The organism is Methylobacterium sp. E-045, from assembly GCF_022829685.1.
Classification (GTDB): Bacteria; Pseudomonadota; Alphaproteobacteria; order Rhizobiales; family Beijerinckiaceae; genus Methylobacterium.
Genome location: NZ_JAKSYE010000086.1, coordinates 76,376 through 96,431 on the forward strand (window position 1 = coordinate 76,376; position 20,056 = coordinate 96,431).

The window sequence follows — 20,056 nt, forward strand, 5'->3', positions numbered from 1 at the left end:
GAAGGGACCGCCCCCGCGCCGTGGACGCCAGGGCCAGTCTGTGCAAGGTCCGGCCGGAACCCCGCAGACGACATCCGCGATGGAGACCGGCCCCCATGTCCTCAAACGCCGAAGCTGCGCAGTACGATCCGCAGAATGTCTTCGCCAAGATCCTGCGCGGCGAGATCCCCGCCCATAAGGTCTACGAGGACGAGCACACCTTGGCCTTCATGGACGTGATGCCCCAGGGGCCGGGCCATACCCTGGTGATCCCGAAGGCGCCGGCCCGCGGCCTCCTCGATGCCGACCCCGCCTCCCTGGCCGCCGTCGCCGCCACGGTGCAGCGGGTGGCTCGCGCCGTGAAGACCGCCTTCTCCGCCGATGGCCTCACGGTCTTCCAGTACAACGAGGCGGCCGGCGGGCAGACGGTGTTCCACCTCCACGTCCACGTCGTCCCCCGCTTCGACGGCGTGGCCCTGGGCCGGCATACGGGCAAGATGGCCGACCAGGATCTCCTCGGCATCCATGCGGCCCAGATCCGGGCGGCGCTGGACGGCGCGTGACTCAGTCGGCGCCGGCGGGGGCCGGCGTCGCGGCGACGAGCCGGCGCAGGACGGCGTTCTCGGCTTCGAGTTCGCTGATGCGTTGGATCAGGGCCAGCATCGCGCCCGGCTCGGCCTGTGGCACCGGCGCCGGCGCGGCAGCCACCGCCGCCGTCTCGTCCACGAAGGCGACGCCGATGCCGTCGGTGCGGCGCCAGCGGAGATTGGCCCGATAGGTCCGCTCCTTTTGCGGGATCAGCAGGTCGAACGTATCGGGAAGCGTCGCGGTCTCCGTCAGCGCGAGGCGCGCGCCGATCGACGACAGGTCGCGCACGAGGCAATCCATGCTCGACGCGCCGTTGTTGAAGATGATGCGGCCCTTGAGGAACGTCCTCTGCCGCGCTTCCTTGCGTTTGTCCGACATGACGGCCGGCCTCCGACTTCCGCTTGGTGCGACCGGCCGGACCCTCGCATGACGCCTCTTAAGGAATGATCGCCGCGATGGACGGGCCCGCTCAGTTGAAGCGCCGGTCCATGGTCTCGAACAGGTAGAAGCCGTTGAACCGCACCGCCGTGGTCGCGGCCCGCTCGTCGAAATCGGCCGGCGCCTCGGCCTCGTCGCTCAGGCGTCCGCTGAACGCCCAGTTCCGTCCGCTGAGGAAGCTCGGCACGGCGCGGCTCTCGGGCACCGCGCAGCACAGGCCGCTGACGGACTTCAGGCAGAACACGTTGTAGCTTTGCATCGGTCGGTCTCCGACTGGCCACCCCGACTCGGGCTGATAGTGCCATAATCGGACCGGACTGTGTCGGTCAGCTTTCCGGGACGTTGCGGGCGAGCTCGTCGAGCCAGATCCGGGCGTTGCCGTCGGACGGCGCACGCCAGTCGCCGCGCGGGGAGAGGGCGCCCCCGGCCGCGACTTTCGGGCCGTTGGGCATCGCCGAGCGCTTGAACTGGCTGAAGCCGAAGAACCGCTGCAGGAAGACGCCGAGCCAGGAGCGGATGTCCGGCAGGGCGTAGGCCCGACGCTTGGCCTCGGGAAAATCCGGCGGCCATGCGCCGCGCCCCGCATCGCTCCAGGCATGCAGGGCCAGGAAAGCGATCTTCGAGGGTCGGAAGCCGTAGCGCAGGGTGTAGAACAGGTTGAAATCTTGAAGCGCGTAGGGGCCGATCTTGGCCTCCGTGCTCTGGGGCGAGCCGCCCTCCTCCGCGGGCACGAGTTCGGGCGAGATCTCGGTGGCGAGGATCGCCTGCAGGGTGGCGTTGGCGCCGTCCCCGATCTGGCCGCTGGCGATGACCCAGCGGATCAGGTGCTGGATCAGGGTCTTGGGCACCCCGGAATTGACGCCGTAATGGCTCATCTGGTCGCCGACGCCGTAGGTGCACCAGCCGAGCGCCAGCTCCGACAGGTCGCCCGTGCCGATGACGATGGCACCGTTCTGGTTGGCGAGCCGGAACAGGTAATCGGTCCGCAAACCCGCCTGCACGTTCTCGAAGGTGACGTCGTAGACCGGCTCTCCCCGCCCGTAGGGATGGCCCATATCGGCGAGCATCTGCCGCGCCGCCGGCCTGATGTCGATCTCCTCCGCCGTCGTCCCCAGCGCCGCCATCAGCGCGTGGGCATTGGCCTTGGTGGCGTCCGAGGTGGCAAAGCCCGGCAGCGTGTAGGCGAGGATGTCCTTCCGCGGGAGGCCGAGCCTGTCGAAGGCCTTGGCGACCACGATGAGGGCATGGGTCGAATCGAGCCCGCCGGAGATGCCGATCACGGCCTTCCTCGTGCCGGTGGCGGCGAGGCGCTGGGCCAGGCCCGCCACCTGGATGTTGTAGGCCTCGTAGCAATCCTGAGCGAGGCGGGCGATGTCGGCCGGCACGAAGGGAAAGCGCTCCACCCGCCGCATCAGCCCGAGATCGCCCGAGGGCGGATCGAGGGGGAAGCGGATCGTGCGGTAGGAGAGGCCGCGCCCGTGCGCATTGTCGTCGAAGCTGCCCGCCTGGAGCCGTTCCTGGACGAGGAGGTCGAGGTCGATATCGGCCAGCGTCGCCACGGGACCGGCGGCGAAGCGCTCGCCCTCGGCGAGGCGGAGGCCGGCCTCGTCGATGCTGGTCTGCCCGTCCCAGGACAGGTCGGTGGTGGATTCGCCGAGGCCCGCCGCCGCGTAGACATAGGCGCAGGCGCAACGCATCGAGGCGGACCGGGTGAGCAGCGCCCGGGATTCCGCCCGGCCCACGGTGATCGGGCTGCCCGACAGGTTGGCGAGGACGGTGGCGCCGGCCAGCGCCGCATCGGTGCCGGGGGAGGCGGGCACCCAGAGATCCTCGCAGATCTCGATGCCCAGGGTGAAGCCGGGGAGGTCGTCCGCCGAGAAGAGCAGGTCCGTGCCGAAGGGGGCATCGAGGCCCCGAAGGGTGATCGCCTCGCCGACGAGGCCGGCACCGGAGGCGAAATGGCGCTTCTCGTAGAACTCCCGGTAATTCGGCAGGTAGCTCTTCGGCACCACGCCGAGCACCCGGCCCCGATGGATCGCGAGGGCGCAGTTGTAGATCCGGTGACGCCAGCGCAGGGGGGCTCCCACGACGAGGAGGGGAGTCAGGTCGGCCGAGGCGGCGGCGATGCGAAGGATCGCCGTCTCCACAGCGTCGAGGAGCGTCGCCTGCAGCAGCAGGTCCTCAATGGCATAGGACGAGACGCAGAGTTCCGGGAACACGGCGAGGATCGCGCCCGCCCGATGGCACTCCCCGGCCAGCGCCAGAATCTCGTCGGCATTGCGCTCCGGATCGGCCGGATGGCTTCGTGCCGCACACGCCGCCACACGGGCAAAGCCGTGACGGTAGAGGGACTTGAAGGCGGAGCTTCGTGTGGTTTCGGCCAAGGGGCGGGGTGCCTCTCGCAAGGGTGACGCAGCGTCTGCATCGCGCAGGGGCGGGCCGGCAGGGGGCGCCGAGGGAAACCCGTGTGATCCGAGACGCTTCATCGGGTTCCCTCATCTAACCCGTTACGCGCCGGGGCTCCAGGGGGAGGCGGACGCCCCCGCGCTCCGGAGATCCGACACTTCGCGGCATGCGGGCAAGCGTCTGTTAACGACGTTGGCCCTAGCTTGGGGAAGAACCGCTCCTGTCGAGGACGCGGACCGGTACCCTTCGAGTCAATCCAGAGCATCATGCGCGCATCGGGACGGCCTCCCTATTCACATCGTGATCCCTCCCGGCCCGGACGCGGCGGCGACCGCCCCGGCCTGACCTTGGGCGCCCTCGCGCACAGGCTGATCAGCCTGCGCGCGAGCCTGACCCGGCGCCTCGCCGGACCGCCGCAGCGTCCGAGCCTGGTCTCGCCGCGCCCCGCGCAATCCTGGCTCACGGCTCCGAGGGACATGGTTCACGCCGCTCCCGCGCCCCATGCCCAGCCTTGGGCAGAGCAGGGCGAGTGGGCCGAGGCGCAGGCCTGGCCGGACCACGTCTTCGACGACCGCGCCACCCCCGATCTCGCCCGCTCCTCCGGCATCGCGGCCCTGGACTCGATAGGCGAGAGCCGGATCGACCACGGTGCATCGAGCCCGCGCGTACTGATCCGCTCGCCGCGCCGCCCCGCCTCGATCACGCCGGAGGGCTACGACGCGCCGGCCCATTCCGCGCCCGAGCCGGACGCCCCGGCGGTGCGCTACACCCGCACCCCCGATCCGGTGCTGCAGGAGCGCCGCCAGCGGGCACTCGATGCCGAGCGCCTGGCTCAGGAGGAGCAGATCCGCGCCGCGCGTCAGGCCGAGGACGAGGCGCGGCAGGCCGCCGAACGCGCCGCCCTCGCCGCCGCGGAAGCCGAGCGTGCCGCCCGGGAAGCGGCCGAGGCCGCGCTTCTCGCGGCAATCCCCCCCGAGCCGCCCCAGCCCCTGTGGCGCCAGCCCTATACCCCGCCGCCCGGCGTGCGCTTCTTCCGCTCGCCCGACCGCCGGCCGCAAGCCGTCATCGCCGCCATCGTCGAGGAGCCGCTTCCGATCCCTGCATCGGTGAGCGAGCCCATGGCCCCCACCGAACCGGCTCCGCTGCCTGTCGACCGCGACTGGACCGAGGTCCCGGATTGGGCCGCCATGCGCGCCTGGTTCGACGGCGAGGATTCGACGGCCGTCGAGACGTGGTCGGCGATCCAGGCCGATTCCGCCGAAGCTCTGGCTCCGTCCGGGCCGGAAATGTCTCCGGTGCCGGATCTGGCCCCGGTGAGAGCGCCGGAGGACCAGACCTTTGCCTTTATGGTCTCGCCGCCGGTGGACATCTCGCTCCTGCGCCCGCTGCCGCCCAGCCCCGTCTACGTTCTCGACCGTCTGATGCGGTTCGACCCTGGCGGCGCGCCGATGCCTGCCGACGGTCAGGATAACGGCCAGTCCCCGCGCCCCGGCGACGAGCCGAGCCACGAGGACCGCGTCGCCGAAGTCGCCGAGGCGGCCACCCTGGCTCTCGTCATCGAGCAGACCGGGCCGGCTCCCCAGCGCCCCGTCGCCGTCTCGGCCATGGCCGCCCGCGCGGCGATCCGCCCGGCCCGCATGTCCGCCGCCCCCGTGGCGCAGGCTCCCGTGATGCTGCCTTCCGTCGCGGAATTTCCCGTGATGGACGCCACCGTCGCGCAAACCTCCCCCATGCAGGCCCCCTCCCCTGCCAGGGTCGACCCAGTCTTCACGCCGCTGCCGCCGCGCCCGGTCCTGTTGCGCAACCCGAAGGCCGCCGCTCCTGCTCCGGAGCCCGAGCCTCAGGTGGCGGAAGAGCCCGCCGCCCCTGAAGCCGCCGAGGTCGAGGAAGCCCCGGCTCCCGTCCTCGCCCTGCCCGCTCCGGCACCCGCCCCGGCGCCGTCCCGCGCGATCTTCCCCGAGCCCCGCGCCACGCTGATCCCGGCCGGCCGGCACACGCCGATGTCGCTGGTGGAGAACGAGGATTACGAACACCCCTCGCTGGAACTCCTGGCCGAGCCGCCGCTCACCGGCACCGAGGAGGTCGATGCCGACGTGCTGGAGCAGAACGCGCTGAACCTCCAGCAGACGGTGCAGGATTTCGGCGTGCGCGGCGACATCCTCGCCGTCCGCCCCGGCCCGGTGGTGACCCTCTACGAACTGGAGCCGGCCCCCGGCACCAAGTCGAGCCGCGTCATCGGCCTGTCGGACGACATCGCCCGCTCCATGTCGGCGGTCTCGGCCCGCGTGGCGGTGGTTCCCGGCCGCAACGTCATCGGCATCGAACTGCCCAACGAGACCCGCGAGACCGTCTATCTGCGCGAGCTCCTCGCCTCGGCCGATTTCTGCATCAGCAAGCACAAGCTCGCCCTCTGCCTCGGCAAGAACATCGGCGGCGAGCCGATCATCGCCGATCTCGCCAAGATGCCCCACCTGCTGGTGGCCGGCACCACGGGCTCGGGCAAGTCGGTGGCGATCAACACGATGATCCTGTCGCTGCTCTACCGGATGAAGCCGGAAGAGTGCCGCCTGATCATGGTCGACCCGAAGATGCTGGAACTCTCCGTCTATGACGGCATCCCGCACCTGCTCTCTCCCGTCGTCACCGACCCGAAGAAGGCGGTCATCGCCCTCAAATGGGCCGTGCGCGAGATGGAGGAGCGCTACAAGAAGATGTCCAAGATCGCGGTCCGCAACATCGACGGCTACAATGCCCGGATGGCGGAGGCGCGGGCCAAGGGCGAGATCATCACCCGCGAGATCCATACCGGCTTCAACCGCGAGACCGGCCAGGCCGTGTTCGAGACGGAGGAGATGGACCTCTCGGCGCTCCCCTACATCGTGATCGTGGTCGACGAGATGGCCGACCTGATGATGGTGGCGGGCAAGGACATCGAAGGGGCGATCCAGCGCCTGGCGCAGATGGCGCGTGCGGCGGGCATCCACCTGATCATGGCGACGCAGCGTCCGTCGGTGGACGTCATCACCGGCACGATCAAGGCGAACTTCCCGACCCGAATCTCCTTCCAGGTGACGTCGAAGATCGACAGCCGCACGATCCTGGGCGAGATGGGCGCCGAGCAGCTGCTGGGCCAGGGCGACATGCTGTTCATGGCGGGCGGCGGCCGCACCACCCGCGTCCACGGCCCGTTCTGCTCGGATTCGGAAGTCGAGAGCGTGGTCGCCCATCTGAAGCGCCAGGGCCGGCCCTCCTATCTCGAAGCCGTCACCGTCGACGACAACCCGCCCGAGGAGAAGCCGGCCAAGGCCTCCAAGGCCGAGAAGGCGGCGGCCGCCGAAGCCGAGGAGATCGACGCGCCGATCTTCGATGCCGGAGCCTATGCCGGCGGCGGGATCGATGCGGGAGCCGACCTCTACGACCAGGCGGTGCAGGTGGTGATGCGGGACCGCAAGGCCTCCACCAGCTACATCCAGCGCCGCCTGCAGATCGGATACAACCGCGCCGCGTCGATCATGGAGCGGATGGAGGTCGAGGGCATCGTCGGTCAGGCCAACCACGCCGGCAAGCGCGAGATCCTGATGGAGACCGCGCCCTCCTCGATGGGATCGATCTCGATATCCTCGCCGATGATGGACGACGACGATTGAGCGCCTCCTCCCTCCCCCTCGTGGGGAGGGGCCGACAACGGGGGGCCGGACGAGGCAAGCCGTCTCCGCCCCCCTCACCTCCACCGCATCGACGTCCCATATTCGCCACAGGCTGGGGCTCTAAGAGGACCTCACACAACTCCCGGTCCCCGTCTGTTCTCGCTGACGGCCCGTCGGCGCAGCGGGAGTTTTGTGAGAGACACGACGCCAGACCCCCCCGCGACTTCGGAGAACGCCCCAGGATGACCGGCCGACGCCACCTTCTCGCCGCCGGCTCGCTCCTCGTGCTGGCGGCCGGCCTCCAACCCGCGCCGGCCTCGGCGCAGGTCTCGTCCTTCCTCGACGGCCTGTTCGGCCGCAAGGAACAGCCCGCCCCTGCCCCGGCCCCCGAGCCGGAAGCGCCCCCGGCTGCTTCTCCCGCCGCCCCGAAGAAGCCGGCGGCCCAGGCCCCCAAACCTGCCAAGGACGCCAAGGCGGCGTCGGACAAGACGGCTCCCGCCGCGAAGCCCGCTGCAAAGGCGGCACCCTCGGATACCCCCGCCAAGGTCGCCGCCGTCGGCGCTCCCACCGCCGCGTCGTCCATGCTGGATGCCGAGCCCGCCGCGGTGCTCGCCCAGGCCAACGCCTATTTCAACGGCATGACGACGCTCACCGGCAACTTCGTCCAGATCGCCGGCGACGGGCGCCGCATCGGCGGCAAGCTGACCCTGGCCAAGCCCGGCCGCCTGCGCTTCGACTACGACCAGCCCTCCCCCATGGAGGTGGTGGCCGACGGGACCTCGGTGGCGGTGAAGGACCGCAAGCTGAAGACCCAGGACCTCTACTTCATCTCGCAGACGCCCCTGAAATTCCTGCTCCGCGAAAAAATCGATCTGGCCCGCGACCTTACCGTGTCGGACGTCTCCAACGATCCGGGCGGCATCCGTATCTCCCTGGAGGACCGGGCGACGCTGGGCGGCACCTCGAAGATCCAGCTGTTTTTCGACGCCGAGATGAAGACCCTCAGCCAGTGGCGGATCACCGATCCGCAGGGCTACCAGACCACGGTGCAGCTCTCGAACCTGCAGAAGGGCAAGGCCGTCGACGCCAGCCAGTTCTTCATCAATTACGGGCGCACCGAGGACAAGGCGATGGAGAAGCAGATCAAGGCGCAGTGAAGATGCTCTCCCTCCCCCGCAGAGGGGGGAGGGTCTTCTCGATCACGACGCCTGAAGCTCCATGGCTGTTCCCTCTCGCCAGCGGTTCAGCTCCGCATCGATCGCGTCCTGCGTGCCCCGCATGAACTCGCCGCCCGAGAGGCCCGGCTTCAGGGTCGCGAGGTAGCTCACCACCACGGTGCCGGGGATGTGGCGCGAGCCGCCATGGGGCCAGTAGAGGCCGGAATTCACCGCCACGGGCAGGACCGGCAGGCCGAGCTTGGCGTAGAGCAGTTCCACCCCGCGCTTGAACTGGACCGGCGCTTCGATGGTGCTGCGGGTGCCCTCCGGGAACATCAGGATCGAGCGCCCCTCCGCGATGGCCATCCGGCTCTCGTCGATCATGGTGCGAAGGGCCTGGGTGCCGTTGGCCCGGTCGATGATGATCATCGGCGAGCGGCGCAGGAACCAGCCGACGATGGGGATCGCCACGAGCTCGCGCTTGGCGACGATGGCGACGTTGGGGATCAGGATGAGGAAGGCCAGGGTTTCCCAGGCCGATTGGTGGTTGGCCACGATGAGGCACGGCTCCGCGGGGATGCGGGCGCGCCCCTCCTCGATATAGGTCAGGCCGACGATGTGGCGCAGGCCGAACAGGATGCCGCGCGACCACAGCCGCGTGGCCGCCCGGATCGGCCGCGTCGGGCAGCCGAGGGCCGCGAGCACCACGAGGGGAAGCGCGAAACAGGCGGTCCAGGCGGCCCAGTAGACGTTGAAGAGCGCAGAGCGGGTGCGCGACACGACGGGCGATCCTTCCTGAATCTTCGAATTCGCGTCCCTCTCGATGGGGGAACGCGGCATTTGTGCGGCGACGGGCGGGCCGATCCGGTCTATCGAGGCGGCCGAACCCATCCTTATAAGTTACGTGAGCTAGACCCGTTGCGCCTCTCCGTCACCACCTGGAACATCAATTCGGTGCGGTCGCGCATCGATCTCGTGCTTCGGTTCCTCGCGCAGGCGAAACCCGACGTGCTCTGCCTGCAGGAGACGAAGTGCCCGGACGATGCCTTTCCGCTCAAGGCCCTGCGCGGGTCCGGCTACGAGCACGTCGTCTTCGCCGGGCAGAAGGGCTATAACGGCGTGGCCATCCTGTCGCGCTTTCCCCTGCTCACCCGCGACGTCATGGCCTTCTGCGAAAAACCGGATGCCCGCCACATCTCGGCCGTGCTCGGGCCGGAGGCGGGGGCGGCGGCGGGCCTCGTGATCCACAATTTCTACGTTCCGGCCGGCGGCGACGTTCCGGATGTCGGCCTCAACCCGAAATTCGCGCACAAGCTCGACTTCCTGCGCGACCTGCGCGCCTGGGGCAGCCGGCGCATGGCCGGCCCGGCGATCCTGGTGGGCGACCTCAACGTGGCCCCGCTCGAACACGACGTCTGGTCGCACAAGCAGCTCCTCTCCGTGGTCAGCCACACGCCGGTGGAGACGCAGGCCCTGGAAGAGCTGCGCGGGGAAGCCGGCTGGATCGACGCCGCCCGCGTGCTCACCCCCGAGCCGGAGAAGATCTACACTTGGTGGAGCTACCGCTCGCCGGACTGGTCCGCCGCCGACAAGGGGCGGCGCCTCGACCATGCCTGGATCTCGCCGGACCTTATCGGCACCGCGCGCTCCGTGGACGTGTTCCGCGAGGCGCGAGGCTGGGAGCGGCCCTCCGACCACGTGCCGGTGACGCTGACCCTCGATCTCTGACGGGCCGCGGCGTCCGATCCGTCTAGCCGGCCGAGGAACGCAAAGCCCTGCCGATCATTGCTCTTCGGACAAGTGACCCCGGATGGGGGTCGCATCTTTTTCCCGCTCCGAAGAGTCCCGCATGCGCAAGCTGATCCTCGCCTTCCTTCTCCCCAAGGTCGTGTCCTACCTTCGCCGCCGCTACGCCGGCCGCTCGGGCCGCCCGACCGCGTGAAGGTCGTTCCCCGCCCGTCCCCGAACCGTCGGAGGACGGGCGGCTCTCGCCGCATTGCGGCCCATCCCGCGCGCTGTTAAGTCTCATCCTGCATCAAGAGTCGCGGCGACGCCCGACGCCAACCTGCTGATCCGAGCAAGGTGGAGCCCTCATCGACTGGAGGGGATGTGGCCGAACCGGCAACGAAACGGGTTTCGCCACGCGTCGCTTCGGCTCCCATGCGGAGCCGACGGAAGGCGTAGCGACGATGAATCCGGAACCCCAGCAATTCGCCAGCGACAATTACGCCGGCATCTGTCCCGAGGCCTGGGCCGCCACCGCGGCGGCCAATGGCGGCTCGGTGCCGGCCTACGGCGAGGACGCTTGGACGAAACGGGCCTCGGACGCGTTCCGCGATCTGTTCGACAAGCCGGATGCCGAGGTGTTCTTTGCCTTCAACGGCACCGCCGCGAACTCCCTCGCGCTCGCCTCCCTGTGCCAGTCCTACCACAGCGTCATCTGCTCGGCCTCGGCGCATGTGGAGACCGACGAGTGCGGCGCGCCAGAATTCTTCTCCAACGGCTCGAAGCTGCTGGTGGCGGCGAGCGCGGACGGAAAGCTCACGCCCGCCCTCATCCGGGGCCTCGCGGCGGGGCGTTCCGACATTCACTTCCCCAAACCCCGCGTCGTGACGATCACCCAGCCGACGGAGACCGGACAGCTCTACACGCTCCGGGAGATCGCCGAGATCGCGGCCACTTGCCGCGACCTGTCCCTGCGTCTCCACATGGACGGCGCGCGCTTCGCCAATGCCTGCGCCAGCCTCGGCTGCGAGCCGGCCGAGATGACCTGGAAGATCGGCGTGGACCTGCTCTGCTTCGGCGGGACGAAGAATGGCATGGCGGCGGGCGAAGCGATCCTGTTCTTCGATCCCGCCCTCGCCGAGGATTTCGGCTATCGCTGCAAACAGGCGGGGCAGCTCGCCTCGAAGATGCGCTTCCTCACCGCTCCCTGGGTCGGCATGCTGGAAGGCGGCGCCTGGCTCCGCAACGCGGCCCACGCCAATGCCTGCGCGCAGCGCCTCGCCGGGGCGGTGGCGGAATGCCCGGGCTTTGCCGCCATGTTCCCGGTGGAGGCCAATGCCGTGTTCCTGAAGGCCTCGCCCGAGCGGCTGGACGCCTTGCGGGAGAGGGGCTGGCGTTTCTACACCTTCATCGGCGGGGGCGCCCGGTTCATGTTCGCCTGGGACTCTGAGCCCGAGCGGATCGATGCGCTGGTGCGGGACATCCGCGCGGTGAGCGCGGCCGTCCCGGATCGCCTGTCCACCTCCGGCTGACTCCGTCCGCCCATCGGGCTTCGCTCAGGCTTCTGGCGTGTCGCGGAGTTCCAGCCGCAGAACCGCCGATCGCGTTTCCCGAAACGTGTTCACTCGGCTTTCTTCGGGTCGGGCATGCCGGCGACGAACTCCTTCACGGTGGCATCGTAATGCTGCTTGGCGAAAGTCTTCGTCTCGGAGGGAATGACGGCCCAGATCACGGCGGCGACGAAGATCAATGCTGAAATCGTGTAGGAGAAACCCTCGAATATGCCGAGCAGCCCAAGCAAGAGAGGGAGAAGGCTGAGTGCCGACGAAATGAAAATCGAACCGAATATATAATAACTCGAAATAAAGGCGATGACCGCGAACGCTATCGGTCTTGCGGTCTTAATGATAAAACTGTTCATTGTGTCACCAATTGTTTCGAAAAATCCGCTTGGGCTTCTTGAGCGAGGGGCGGGCTTTTATCACATTTGTGTTTGGGTGTAAAAGACAGAAGCTGGAATTTGCGACAGTGTGATCTTTGCGTCCACATGGAGCACGGATCATTAATGGGTTATTTGATCAATCCAGTCGTCAGAGCTGAACGATCCGTTTGGCCCATGCGCCGCTACGGCCCCTCCGCCGTAGCGGAGCGAGCGCCCGGACCCGCCCGGGCGGGCGCCGCGACGGGGGTGGCACGAAGCCCGGATTCGTGTATGTGTCCCCTGGCCTCGACCCGGAAACGGGCACGGGGCTAAAGCTGCTTGTGAACGCGACCGTGCTGGACGACATCCCGGCACAGGCCCCGTCCCAGGCTGAGACGGCCTCTTCCGAGGAGAACCGTCTCGATCCGAAAACCCGTATCGAAAGGGAATGCGATGTCGATTTCGGCCGAGCGCAAGACTGCGCTCATCAAGGAATACGCGACCGGCGGCAAGGACACCGGTTCTCCGGAGGTCCAGGTGGCGATCCTCACCGAGCGGATCACCAACCTCACCGGCCACTTCAAGACCCACGGCAAGGACAACCATTCCCGCCGCGGCCTCCTGAAGATGGTCTCGCAGCGCCGCTCGCTGCTCGACTACGTCAAGCGCAAGGACGAGGCCCGCTACCGCAGCCTCATCGAGCGTCTCGGCATCCGCCGCTAAGGCGGCGTTCACGCGGTTCCGGGCCCGGCCCGGGGCCGCGTTCTAATAGGTCGGGGTGCCGGAATGGGTCCGGCCACCCGAAAACCGGGCGACTTGGAGGCGCGGAAGCGCCGGGGACAGGATCGCGCGGCGCTTTTGCCCAGTCCGGGCCGAAGCGCCGCGCCATCTTGCCCCTGGCGGCGCCGGGTTCGCCCGACCGCAGGAAGGCAAGACATATGTTCGACGTACAACGTGAAGAGCTGATCTGGGGCGACCGCAAGCTGGTCCTCGAGACGGGCAAGGTCGCCCGCCAGGCCGACGGCGCCGTGATGGCGACGTATGGCGAGACCTCGGTGCTGGCCACCGTCGTCTCGGGCAAGGAGCCGAAGGCCGGAATCGACTTCCTGCCGCTCACCGTGAACTACCAGGAGCGCGCCTACGCCGCCGGCCGCATCCCCGGCGGCTACTTCAAGCGCGAAGGCCGTCCCTCCGAGAAGGAGACCCTGGTCTCCCGCCTCATCGACCGCCCGATCCGTCCCCTCTTCGTCGAGGGCTGGCGCAATGACACCCAGGTCGTCGTCACCGTCCTGACCCACGACCTCGAGAACGATCCCGACATCCTCGCCATGGTCGCGGCCTCCGCCGCCCTCACCCTGTCGGGCGTGCCCTTCACCGGCCCGATCGGTGCGGCCCGCGTCGGCTACGTCAACGGCCAGTACATCCTGAACCCGCCGGTTCCCGAGCTCGAGAACTCGACCCTGGACCTCGTCGTCGCCGGCACGCAGGACGCCGTGCTGATGGTGGAATCCGAGGCCAAGGAGCTCGACGAAGAGACCATGCTCGGCGCCGTGATGTTCGGCCACAAGCATTTCCAGCCGGTCATCGAGGCGATCATCCGCCTCGCCGAGAAGGCCGCCAAGGAGCCCCGCAACTTCTCCGCCCCCGAGAACGGCGACGTGGAGAAGGCCGTCCTCGACGTGTGCGAGGCGGAACTCCGCGACGCCTACAAGAACACGGTCAAGCAGGAGCGCTACGCCGCCGTCGACGCCGTGAAGGCGAAGGTGGTCGCGGCTCTCTGTCCCGTCGAGGGCGAGCAGAAGTTCTCGCCCGAGAAGGTCAAGGCCGCGTTCAAGGAAGCGCAGTCCAAGGTCGTGCGCTGGAACATCCTCGACACGGGCTCGCGCATCGACGGACGCGACGTCCGCACCGTGCGTCCGATCGTGTCCCAGGTCGGCGTGCTGCCCCGCGCCCACGGTTCGTCGCTCTTCACCCGCGGCGAGACCCAGGCCCTCGTGGTCGCCACCCTCGGCACCGGCGAGGACGAGCAGTTCATCGACGCGCTGGAAGGCACCTACAAGGAGACCTTCCTGCTGCACTACAACTTCCCTCCCTACTCGGTGGGCGAGACCGGCCGCATGGGTTCGCCGGGCCGTCGCGAGATCGGCCACGGCAAGCTCGCCTGGCGCGCCGTGCACCCGGTCCTGCCGCCGGCCCACGAGTTCCCGTACACGATCCGCGTGGTGTCCGAGATCACCGAGTCGAACGGCTCCTCCTCCATGGCCTCCGTCTGTGGCGCGTCGCTGTCGCTGATGGATGCGGGCGTCCCCCTGCGCCGTCCGGTGGCGGGCATCGCCATGGGCCTCATCCTCGAGGGTGAGCGCTACGCCGTGCTGTCCGACATCCTCGGCGACGAGGATCACCTCGGCGACATGGACTTCAAGGTGGCGGGCACGGAAGCCGGCATCACCTCGCTGCAGATGGACATCAAGATCGCCGGCATCACCGAGGAGATCATGAAGGTCGCCCTGCATCAGGCGCAGGAAGGCCGCGTCCACATCCTCGGCGAGATGGCCAAGGCTCTGACCGACGCCCGTCCCGAGCTCGGCGAATACGCGCCCCGCATCGAGACCATGCAGATCCCCACCGACAAGATCCGGGAAGTGATCGGCACCGGCGGCAAGGTGATCCGCGAGATCGTCGAGAAGACCGGCGCCAAGATCAACATCGACGACACCGGCACGGTGAAGATCGCCTCCAGCGACGGCAAGGCCATCAAGGCCGCCTATAACTGGATCCGTTCGATCGTGGCGGAAGCCGAAGTCGGCATGATCTACGACGGCACCGTCGTGAAGTGCATGGAGTTCGGCGCCTTCGTGAACTTCTTCGGCGCCAAGGACGGTCTCGTCCACATCTCGGAACTCGCCGCCCAGCGCGTCGCCAAGGTGACGGACGTCGTCAAGGACGGCCAGAAGGTCAAGGTGAAGTTCCTCGGCGCCGACGACCGCGGCAAGATCCGCCTCTCCATGAAGGTCGTCGACCAGGAGACCGGCGAGGACCTCACCGAGAAGCTGAAGGCCGAGCGCAACGCCGAGCAGGACCGCGCCCGCGGACCCCGCCAGGACGCGTAAGCCGCCTCGGCCCCGGCCGATCGAGTATCGAGAAGCGCGGTCCCGAGAGGGGCCGCGCTTTTTTCGTTCGGGACGAGGATGCGGGCGCGTCCGGGTGGAATCGTGAGGAACACCCATCCACCCGCCGCGTTCGCCCCGCGACGCAACACGAGGAGTAGACTCCACCATGGCAGATCCGATGATTCCGAGCATCTTCGACGGCGAAGCGAACCTGTCCACCACCGAGCGGGCGGTGTCCGTGGTGCTCGGCCTCGGCATCGCGGCCGCCGCCGCCCAGCCGCGCCCGAACAAGTGGCTGAGCCTGGCCGCCCTCGTGGTCGGCGCCGGCCTCGCCATCCGGGGCGCCACCGGCCATTGCCCGGTCAAGTCGGCCGGCTACATCTCCTGAACGGAGACACGAAAAAGGGGCGCTCCCATAGGGCGCCCCTTTAGTCTTGCCGATTCTCTTGCCGATTGTCTCGCCGGACTCAGGCGCGGGTCGTGGGGCCCGCGCCGTTCGAGGCTCAGAGGGTGGTGGTGCGGCGGCTGGCGACGAAGCCGTAGATGGCGAGCACCACGATGGCGCCGACCACCGCGCCGATGAAGCCCGCGCCCTGGTTGGGGCCGTACCAGCCGAGGGCCTGACCGAGGAAGGTGGCGACGAAGGCGCCGATGATGCCCAGGATGGTGGTGAGGATGAAGCCCGCGGGCTCATTGTTTCCCGGCATGATGAACTTGGCGACGACACCGGCGAGGAAGCCGATGATGATGGTCCAGATGATACCCATGAGATGATCCCCGATACGCGGCGGCCGGGATTGTCCCCGCCGGACTTGGCCGTATTGGTCAAGCAACGCCGCACCGCGGGATGGGTTGCGCCCTGCGTGGCGAGAATGTCTCATTCGGCGAGGGGCCGCGTCCCCCTGCCCCTTTACGGGCGGCCCTCCCGCGCGGCACAACGCGGGGCCACCCTCCCCCATTTCCGAGTTTGTCCGCATGACCACGATCACCCGTTTCGAATCCGGCGCCCGCATGAGCCAGGCCGTCACCTATGGCGACATGGTCTACCTCGCGGGCCAGGTGGCCGGCACGGTGGTGGGGGCCGGCGTTACCGCGCAGACGCAGGAGATCCTCGCCGAGATCGACCGGCTGCTCGCCCAGGCCGGCAGCGACAAGAGCCGGATCCTCTCGACCACGATCTATCTCGCCGACATCGCCACCTTCGCCGAGATGAACGCCGCCTGGGACGCCTGGGTCGCGAAGGACAATCCGCCCGCCCGCGCCACGGTGGAGGCCAAGCTCGCCGCACCCGAATACCTCGTGGAGATCGTCGTCGTCGCGGTGAAACGTCCCGCCTGACGCACCGACAAGCCAGGAGCCAGCCGATGCGCCGGATCGTTTTCGTCATCCTTCTGATCGCGCTGGCGCTCAGCCTCGCCGGGTCGCTGTTCCTGGCCTTCGCCTTCCTCAACTCGGCGCAGGCTCAGGAGAACAAGGGCCCCGAGCGCGTGGTCAACATCTACAACTGGTCGGACTATATCGACCCCCGGATGCTGGACGCCTTCACCAAGGAGACCGGCATCAAGGTCGTCTACGACACCTACGACAACAACGAGATCCTGGAGACGAAGCTGCTCGCCGGCCAGTCCGGCTACGACATCGTGGTGCCCACCGGCCCGTTCCTGCAGCGGCTGATCAAGGCCGGCGTGTTCCGCCCCCTCGACAAGGCCAAGATCCCCAACCTCAAGCACGCCTGGCCCGAGATCGCCCAGCGTCTCGCCGTCTACGACCCCGGCAACGCCTATGCGGTGGACTACATGTGGGGCACCACCGGCATCGGCGTGAATCTCGGCCCTGTGCGCGAGCGCCTCGGCCCGAACCAGCCCCTCAACACCTGGACCCTGGTGCTCAACCCCGCCCTGATGGCCAAGCTCAAGGATTGCGGGGTGATGATGCTCGACAGCCCCGAGGATCTGATCCCGAGCATGCTGCCGGCCTACGGCCTCAAGCCCGACACCAAGCGCTGGGACGACATCTCCCAGGTCACCGACGCCCTGTTCAAGGTGCGCGGCTCGGTGCGAAAGTTCCACTCCTCGGAATACATCAACGGGCTCGCCAACGGCGACCTCTGCCTCGCGGTCGGCTATTCCGGCGACGTGATGCAGGCCAAGAAACGCGCCGAGGAATCGAAGAACGGCGTCGAGATCGCCTATTTCATCCCCAGGGAAGGCGCGCTGATGTGGTTCGACGCGCTGGCCATCCCCAAGGACGCCCCCCACCCGGAGGAGGCCCACCGCTTCATCGACTACCTGATGCGCCCCGAGGTCGCCGCCGCCAACACCAACTTCGTCGCTTACGCCAACGGCAACCTCGCCGCCAAACCCCTGGTGAAGCCGGAGATTCTTTCGAATGCCGGCATTTACCCGGACGAGGCGACGATGCAGCGGTTGTTTACGAACCAGGCCTGGGATGACCGGACGCAGCGGTTCGTCACGCGGAATTGGACGCGGGTAAGAACGGGGCGGTGAATGCATTCATTTTAAATCCGCAGCCAACTGCCAATCAATTCTTTTATGCAACGGAAGTAGATAATTTAAATTTATATCTAATATTAAAGCGGTAATTATAATAAAAATTATCTTTGTATTTGCAGTTTTTTATGCAACAGGAAGTCTGAGATGGGATGTTCAAGAGGCAAGGCTCAGCCAGACTCTGCGACAAAGCTTCGATTGTTTACAGATTCTGCGGGATATTGCCAAAACCCTGGGTGCAATGGGCCGCTATTTGTGGAGGGGTACGAAGGACATCCGCACATCGCTGAAATGGCCCATATATTTGCTGCCACGGACGGAGGGCCGCGGACACAAGTAAAACTTAGCAAGGAGGAGAGGGGTACATACAAGAATCTTATCTTGCTTTGCTCGAACTGTCATACACTTATTGATAAGACACCTATCGAGCACCCTGCTTCCTTGATGATGTCTTGGAAGAGAGATCATCTTGAGGCAATACGTAGAGCGTTTGGTTGTAAGACATTCGATACAAGGCAAGATCTGCGTATAGAAATCGGCCGTCTTCTAAACGAAAACAAAACGGTACATTCTATTTCTGGCCCAGATAATGATTATAGATTCAACCCTGAAGCAACAGAAGCGGAAGTATGGAAAGCCCGTGTCTTGTCAACAATAATACCTAATAGCAATAAAATAATTTTACTGGTAGAATCTAATCTTGATTTACTCACTTCGGCTGAGGTTGGTGTTGTAGAGCAGTTTCGATATCACGTTAAAGGACTCGTGCTTAAACATCTCGATGATCAGCCTCTGCCGAACATTCGTTTTCCAGAAGCGATGAATGAATTGGCGAAGTAGCAAAAATGTCAGATCACCTCCTAAATAAAATCCTGTCTGAAAGCCAAGACATTAAAGATTTTTCTTGGAGGTCAAAGGAGGTCGTTTCCATCAAAAGGAATGAAAAATCTGATTTTAACGCTGTTGTATTTAAGAAAAACCAAATCACATTTGAAGATGTTGAGCCATTTATTGTAAATAATAATATATCTATTGTAGTAAAATTTCCAAAAGTAGGATCGTGGCGAGGCGATGCTATTGAAGCATGCGAAAGTCACAATATAGCATGGGGGCGATTTGGGGTTTTACTGCGGGCTCTATCTATGGACGACCCGGAAAATAGCGACGATCCCGAAATTGCCTTTTCTCGACGTGCGCTTTCTCAACATACAAGAGTCCGCAAAGTAAGTTTCGAGTCAGACCACTTGCTTAAAGTGCATCATGACACCGGGAAAATAATACGAGTTGCGCTTGTTTATGAGTACGATTTATCGGCAAATGACGTCCGAAATGCAGTAACCAGGCTTGGGAAATTTGATGCATTGCTCAAGACTAATCCAAATGGTTCTGTATTGAATGATGCCTATTCATCAGCAAGAAGTATTGGTGCAGAAGTTTATAAAATTCGGGATTTAATGAGTTATTTGGCAAAATTAAGATGAATGTTAGATATGATATGCTTCTCGCTGCGGGTGTCTATACTATAATTGAAAATTGCCTGAAAAATGGCGTGATTGCTGAGTGGTATGTTTTTGGATCAATTATGAGAGGGGACCACTTGCCTGCTGATATAGATTTGCTTTGCATTGTTCCGAACTACGAATCATACGAAAATATTATCGCTATTTGTGACGAACAGATTTCTCAAAGTCCGATTCATCTGAGGGTCCTATCAATTGAAGATGAAAAATATTTGGAATTCATAACAAAGACGGAAGCGATGCCGTTTAACTCACTATTGCTGCATCATGCGCGATCGTGTTCTAATGATCTGCTAACTTAGCTGCGATTTCCGACGCAATTTTATAAAGCATTTTGGGTAAAATCTAGAAATTTAAAAATCTCCTTGAGAGCTCATATATTGACAAAATTCCTATTCCATGCCTATATCCCCATACCTGCCGCTCAACGAAGGGGGCCTGTCCGGTGACCGACCGGGTGGGCCGAAAGGGGCGGTGGGGCGGTGCCTGCGTCGGTGGTGTCGGTCACCATCGCCCCGGGCGGCGGCTCGATAGCCTGGGGGCTCGGATGGGGGCGCGGTAGGTCGGGAGTTAAATGCCCCGGCACTGACCCCGTTCTGGGCTGCCATGATGAGGTTTGCGGCCCCTCCAATACGAGAGGGCGTGCGGGGCAAAGTCCGTTCGAACAGCCGGGCTGGGATGCAACACGACCACCTCAGGCGCGACGCAACGCGAGGACCGTTGGAGACACCGCGACGAAAAAACAGGCCCCGGCGGGAACGCCGGAGCCTGACGGGACGCCGGGGGACCGGCAAATATTTATAGCGCTCAATGGGTTCCGCGGCGTCCCGCGTCCCCCTCTTGGGGCTTCTTTTGGGCCATGCCCCCGGCGCTGTCGCGCGCGGGGGTAAAGGTGTGTGGATCCCCTCGCCCCGCCCGCGGGGAGAGGGACGCGACGACCTCGTCGTCGGCGCGTCGAGGCGGCAGCCGAGGGTGAGGGGGCGATAACGGACGAGTCTCTTTCGAAATCGCCCCCTCACCCTCGCTTCGGCTCCGCCTCTCGCTCATCGCGGACA

The 20,056-nt window shown here is 65.6% G+C and carries 19 protein-coding genes, 1 pseudogene and 1 riboswitch; of the genes and pseudogenes, 14 read left to right on the forward strand and 6 right to left on the reverse strand.

The genetic code is table 11. The features are described 5' to 3' along the window. The first annotated feature begins 95 nt into the window (after positions 1-95). Positions 96-542, forward strand: coding sequence for an HIT family protein (locus tag MKK51_RS15790; protein WP_027173055.1), 447 nt, complete (start codon positions 96-98; stop codon positions 540-542). A gap of 1 nt (position 543) precedes the next feature. Here the strand turns inward: MKK51_RS15790 and MKK51_RS15795 are convergent, their stop codons facing one another. The 3 genes from MKK51_RS15795 to MKK51_RS15805 all read right to left on the reverse strand — a co-directional run bounded on the left by MKK51_RS15795 (position 544) and on the right by MKK51_RS15805 (position 3,389). Further along, positions 544-945 (reverse strand): PilZ domain-containing protein, encoded by a 402-nt coding sequence (locus MKK51_RS15795; protein ID WP_243978839.1) that lies wholly within the window; start codon positions 943-945, stop codon positions 544-546. Positions 946-1,036: 91 nt separating this feature from the next. Next, complete coding sequence (locus MKK51_RS15800; protein ID WP_027173053.1) at positions 1,037-1,264, reverse strand: hypothetical protein; 228 nt, start codon at positions 1,262-1,264, stop codon at positions 1,037-1,039. 67 nt (positions 1,265-1,331) lie between these two features. Next, positions 1,332-3,389: an NAD(+) synthase gene (locus MKK51_RS15805; RefSeq protein WP_243978849.1), complete on the reverse strand. Its 2,058-nt coding sequence runs from the start codon at positions 3,387-3,389 to the stop codon at positions 1,332-1,334. A 288-nt stretch (positions 3,390-3,677) separates the two neighbouring features. Here MKK51_RS15805 and MKK51_RS15810 point away from each other — a divergent pair, with 288 nt between their 5' ends. Both MKK51_RS15810 and MKK51_RS15815 read left to right on the forward strand, forming a co-directional pair. Then, positions 3,678-7,058, forward strand: a complete 3,381-nt coding sequence (locus MKK51_RS15810; protein WP_243978851.1) for a DNA translocase FtsK — start codon at positions 3,678-3,680, stop codon at positions 7,056-7,058. A 242-nt stretch (positions 7,059-7,300) separates the two neighbouring features. Continuing rightward, positions 7,301-8,215 (forward strand): LolA family protein, encoded by a 915-nt coding sequence (locus MKK51_RS15815; protein ID WP_243978853.1) that lies wholly within the window; start codon positions 7,301-7,303, stop codon positions 8,213-8,215. Positions 8,216-8,257: 42 nt separating this feature from the next. On the opposite strand, the gene MKK51_RS15820 is transcribed toward MKK51_RS15815, so the two are convergent. Beyond that, on the reverse strand, positions 8,258-9,055 hold the full coding sequence (locus MKK51_RS15820; RefSeq protein ID WP_243978855.1) for a lysophospholipid acyltransferase family protein: 798 nt from the start codon (positions 9,053-9,055) through the stop codon (positions 8,258-8,260). 78 nt (positions 9,056-9,133) lie between these two features. Between MKK51_RS15820 and MKK51_RS15825 the strand changes: the two genes are divergently transcribed. Continuing rightward, a complete protein-coding gene (locus MKK51_RS15825) occupies positions 9,134-9,943 on the forward strand; it encodes an exodeoxyribonuclease III (RefSeq protein ID WP_243978863.1) in 810 nt (269 codons plus the stop codon). A 299-nt stretch (positions 9,944-10,242) separates the two neighbouring features. After that, positions 10,243-10,354: riboswitch (SAM-I-IV-variant riboswitch) on the forward strand. Between the two features lie 50 nt (positions 10,355-10,404). Further along, the gene (locus MKK51_RS15830) at positions 10,405-11,472 is read left to right on the forward strand and encodes a threonine aldolase family protein (RefSeq protein WP_243978864.1); all 1,068 of its coding nucleotides are present in this window, start codon (positions 10,405-10,407) and stop codon (positions 11,470-11,472) included. Positions 11,473-11,561: 89 nt separating this feature from the next. Here MKK51_RS15830 and MKK51_RS15835 read toward each other — a convergent pair whose 3' ends face one another. Next, positions 11,562-11,861 carry a hypothetical protein gene (locus MKK51_RS15835; RefSeq protein ID WP_243978867.1) on the reverse strand — a complete coding sequence of 100 codons (300 nt, stop codon included), beginning with the start codon at positions 11,859-11,861 and terminating at the stop codon, positions 11,562-11,564. Positions 11,862-12,314: 453 nt separating this feature from the next. On the opposite strand from MKK51_RS15835, the gene rpsO reads away from it, so the two are divergent. The 3 genes from rpsO (at position 12,315) to MKK51_RS15850 (ending at position 15,359) form a co-directional block, all read left to right on the forward strand. After that, the gene (gene rpsO / locus MKK51_RS15840) at positions 12,315-12,584 is read left to right on the forward strand and encodes a 30S ribosomal protein S15 (RefSeq protein WP_018044126.1); all 270 of its coding nucleotides are present in this window, start codon (positions 12,315-12,317) and stop codon (positions 12,582-12,584) included. Between the two features lie 215 nt (positions 12,585-12,799). Then, on the forward strand, positions 12,800-14,971 hold the full coding sequence (gene pnp, locus MKK51_RS15845; RefSeq protein ID WP_243978868.1) for a polyribonucleotide nucleotidyltransferase: 2,172 nt from the start codon (positions 12,800-12,802) through the stop codon (positions 14,969-14,971). A 166-nt stretch (positions 14,972-15,137) separates the two neighbouring features. Next, positions 15,138-15,359, forward strand: coding sequence for a DUF2892 domain-containing protein (locus MKK51_RS15850; protein ID WP_243978870.1), 222 nt, complete (start codon positions 15,138-15,140; stop codon positions 15,357-15,359). 115 nt (positions 15,360-15,474) lie between these two features. Here the strand turns inward: MKK51_RS15850 and MKK51_RS15855 are convergent, their stop codons facing one another. Then, positions 15,475-15,738 carry a GlsB/YeaQ/YmgE family stress response membrane protein gene (locus tag MKK51_RS15855; RefSeq protein WP_243978872.1) on the reverse strand — a complete coding sequence of 88 codons (264 nt, stop codon included), beginning with the start codon at positions 15,736-15,738 and terminating at the stop codon, positions 15,475-15,477. A 208-nt stretch (positions 15,739-15,946) separates the two neighbouring features. Between MKK51_RS15855 and MKK51_RS15860 the strand changes: the two genes are divergently transcribed. From MKK51_RS15860 to MKK51_RS15880, 6 genes and pseudogenes are all read left to right on the forward strand, one after another. After that, positions 15,947-16,309, forward strand: coding sequence for a RidA family protein (locus MKK51_RS15860; protein WP_243978874.1), 363 nt, complete (start codon positions 15,947-15,949; stop codon positions 16,307-16,309). A 26-nt stretch (positions 16,310-16,335) separates the two neighbouring features. Then, positions 16,336-17,478: a polyamine ABC transporter substrate-binding protein gene (locus tag MKK51_RS15865; protein WP_243978875.1), complete on the forward strand. Its 1,143-nt coding sequence runs from the start codon at positions 16,336-16,338 to the stop codon at positions 17,476-17,478. Positions 17,479-17,628: 150 nt separating this feature from the next. Further along, positions 17,629-17,886: pseudogene (locus MKK51_RS27570) on the forward strand (hypothetical protein); the annotation flags it as partial. A 39-nt stretch (positions 17,887-17,925) separates the two neighbouring features. Then, positions 17,926-18,321: a hypothetical protein gene (locus MKK51_RS15870; RefSeq protein WP_243978877.1), complete on the forward strand. Its 396-nt coding sequence runs from the start codon at positions 17,926-17,928 to the stop codon at positions 18,319-18,321. A 5-nt stretch (positions 18,322-18,326) separates the two neighbouring features. Beyond that, positions 18,327-18,962, forward strand: a complete 636-nt coding sequence (locus tag MKK51_RS15875) for a hypothetical protein (RefSeq protein WP_243978879.1) — start codon at positions 18,327-18,329, stop codon at positions 18,960-18,962. Positions 18,963-18,976: 14 nt separating this feature from the next. Further along, positions 18,977-19,303: a nucleotidyltransferase domain-containing protein gene (locus MKK51_RS15880; protein ID WP_243978881.1), complete on the forward strand. Its 327-nt coding sequence runs from the start codon at positions 18,977-18,979 to the stop codon at positions 19,301-19,303. The last annotated feature ends 753 nt before the right edge of the window (positions 19,304-20,056 follow it).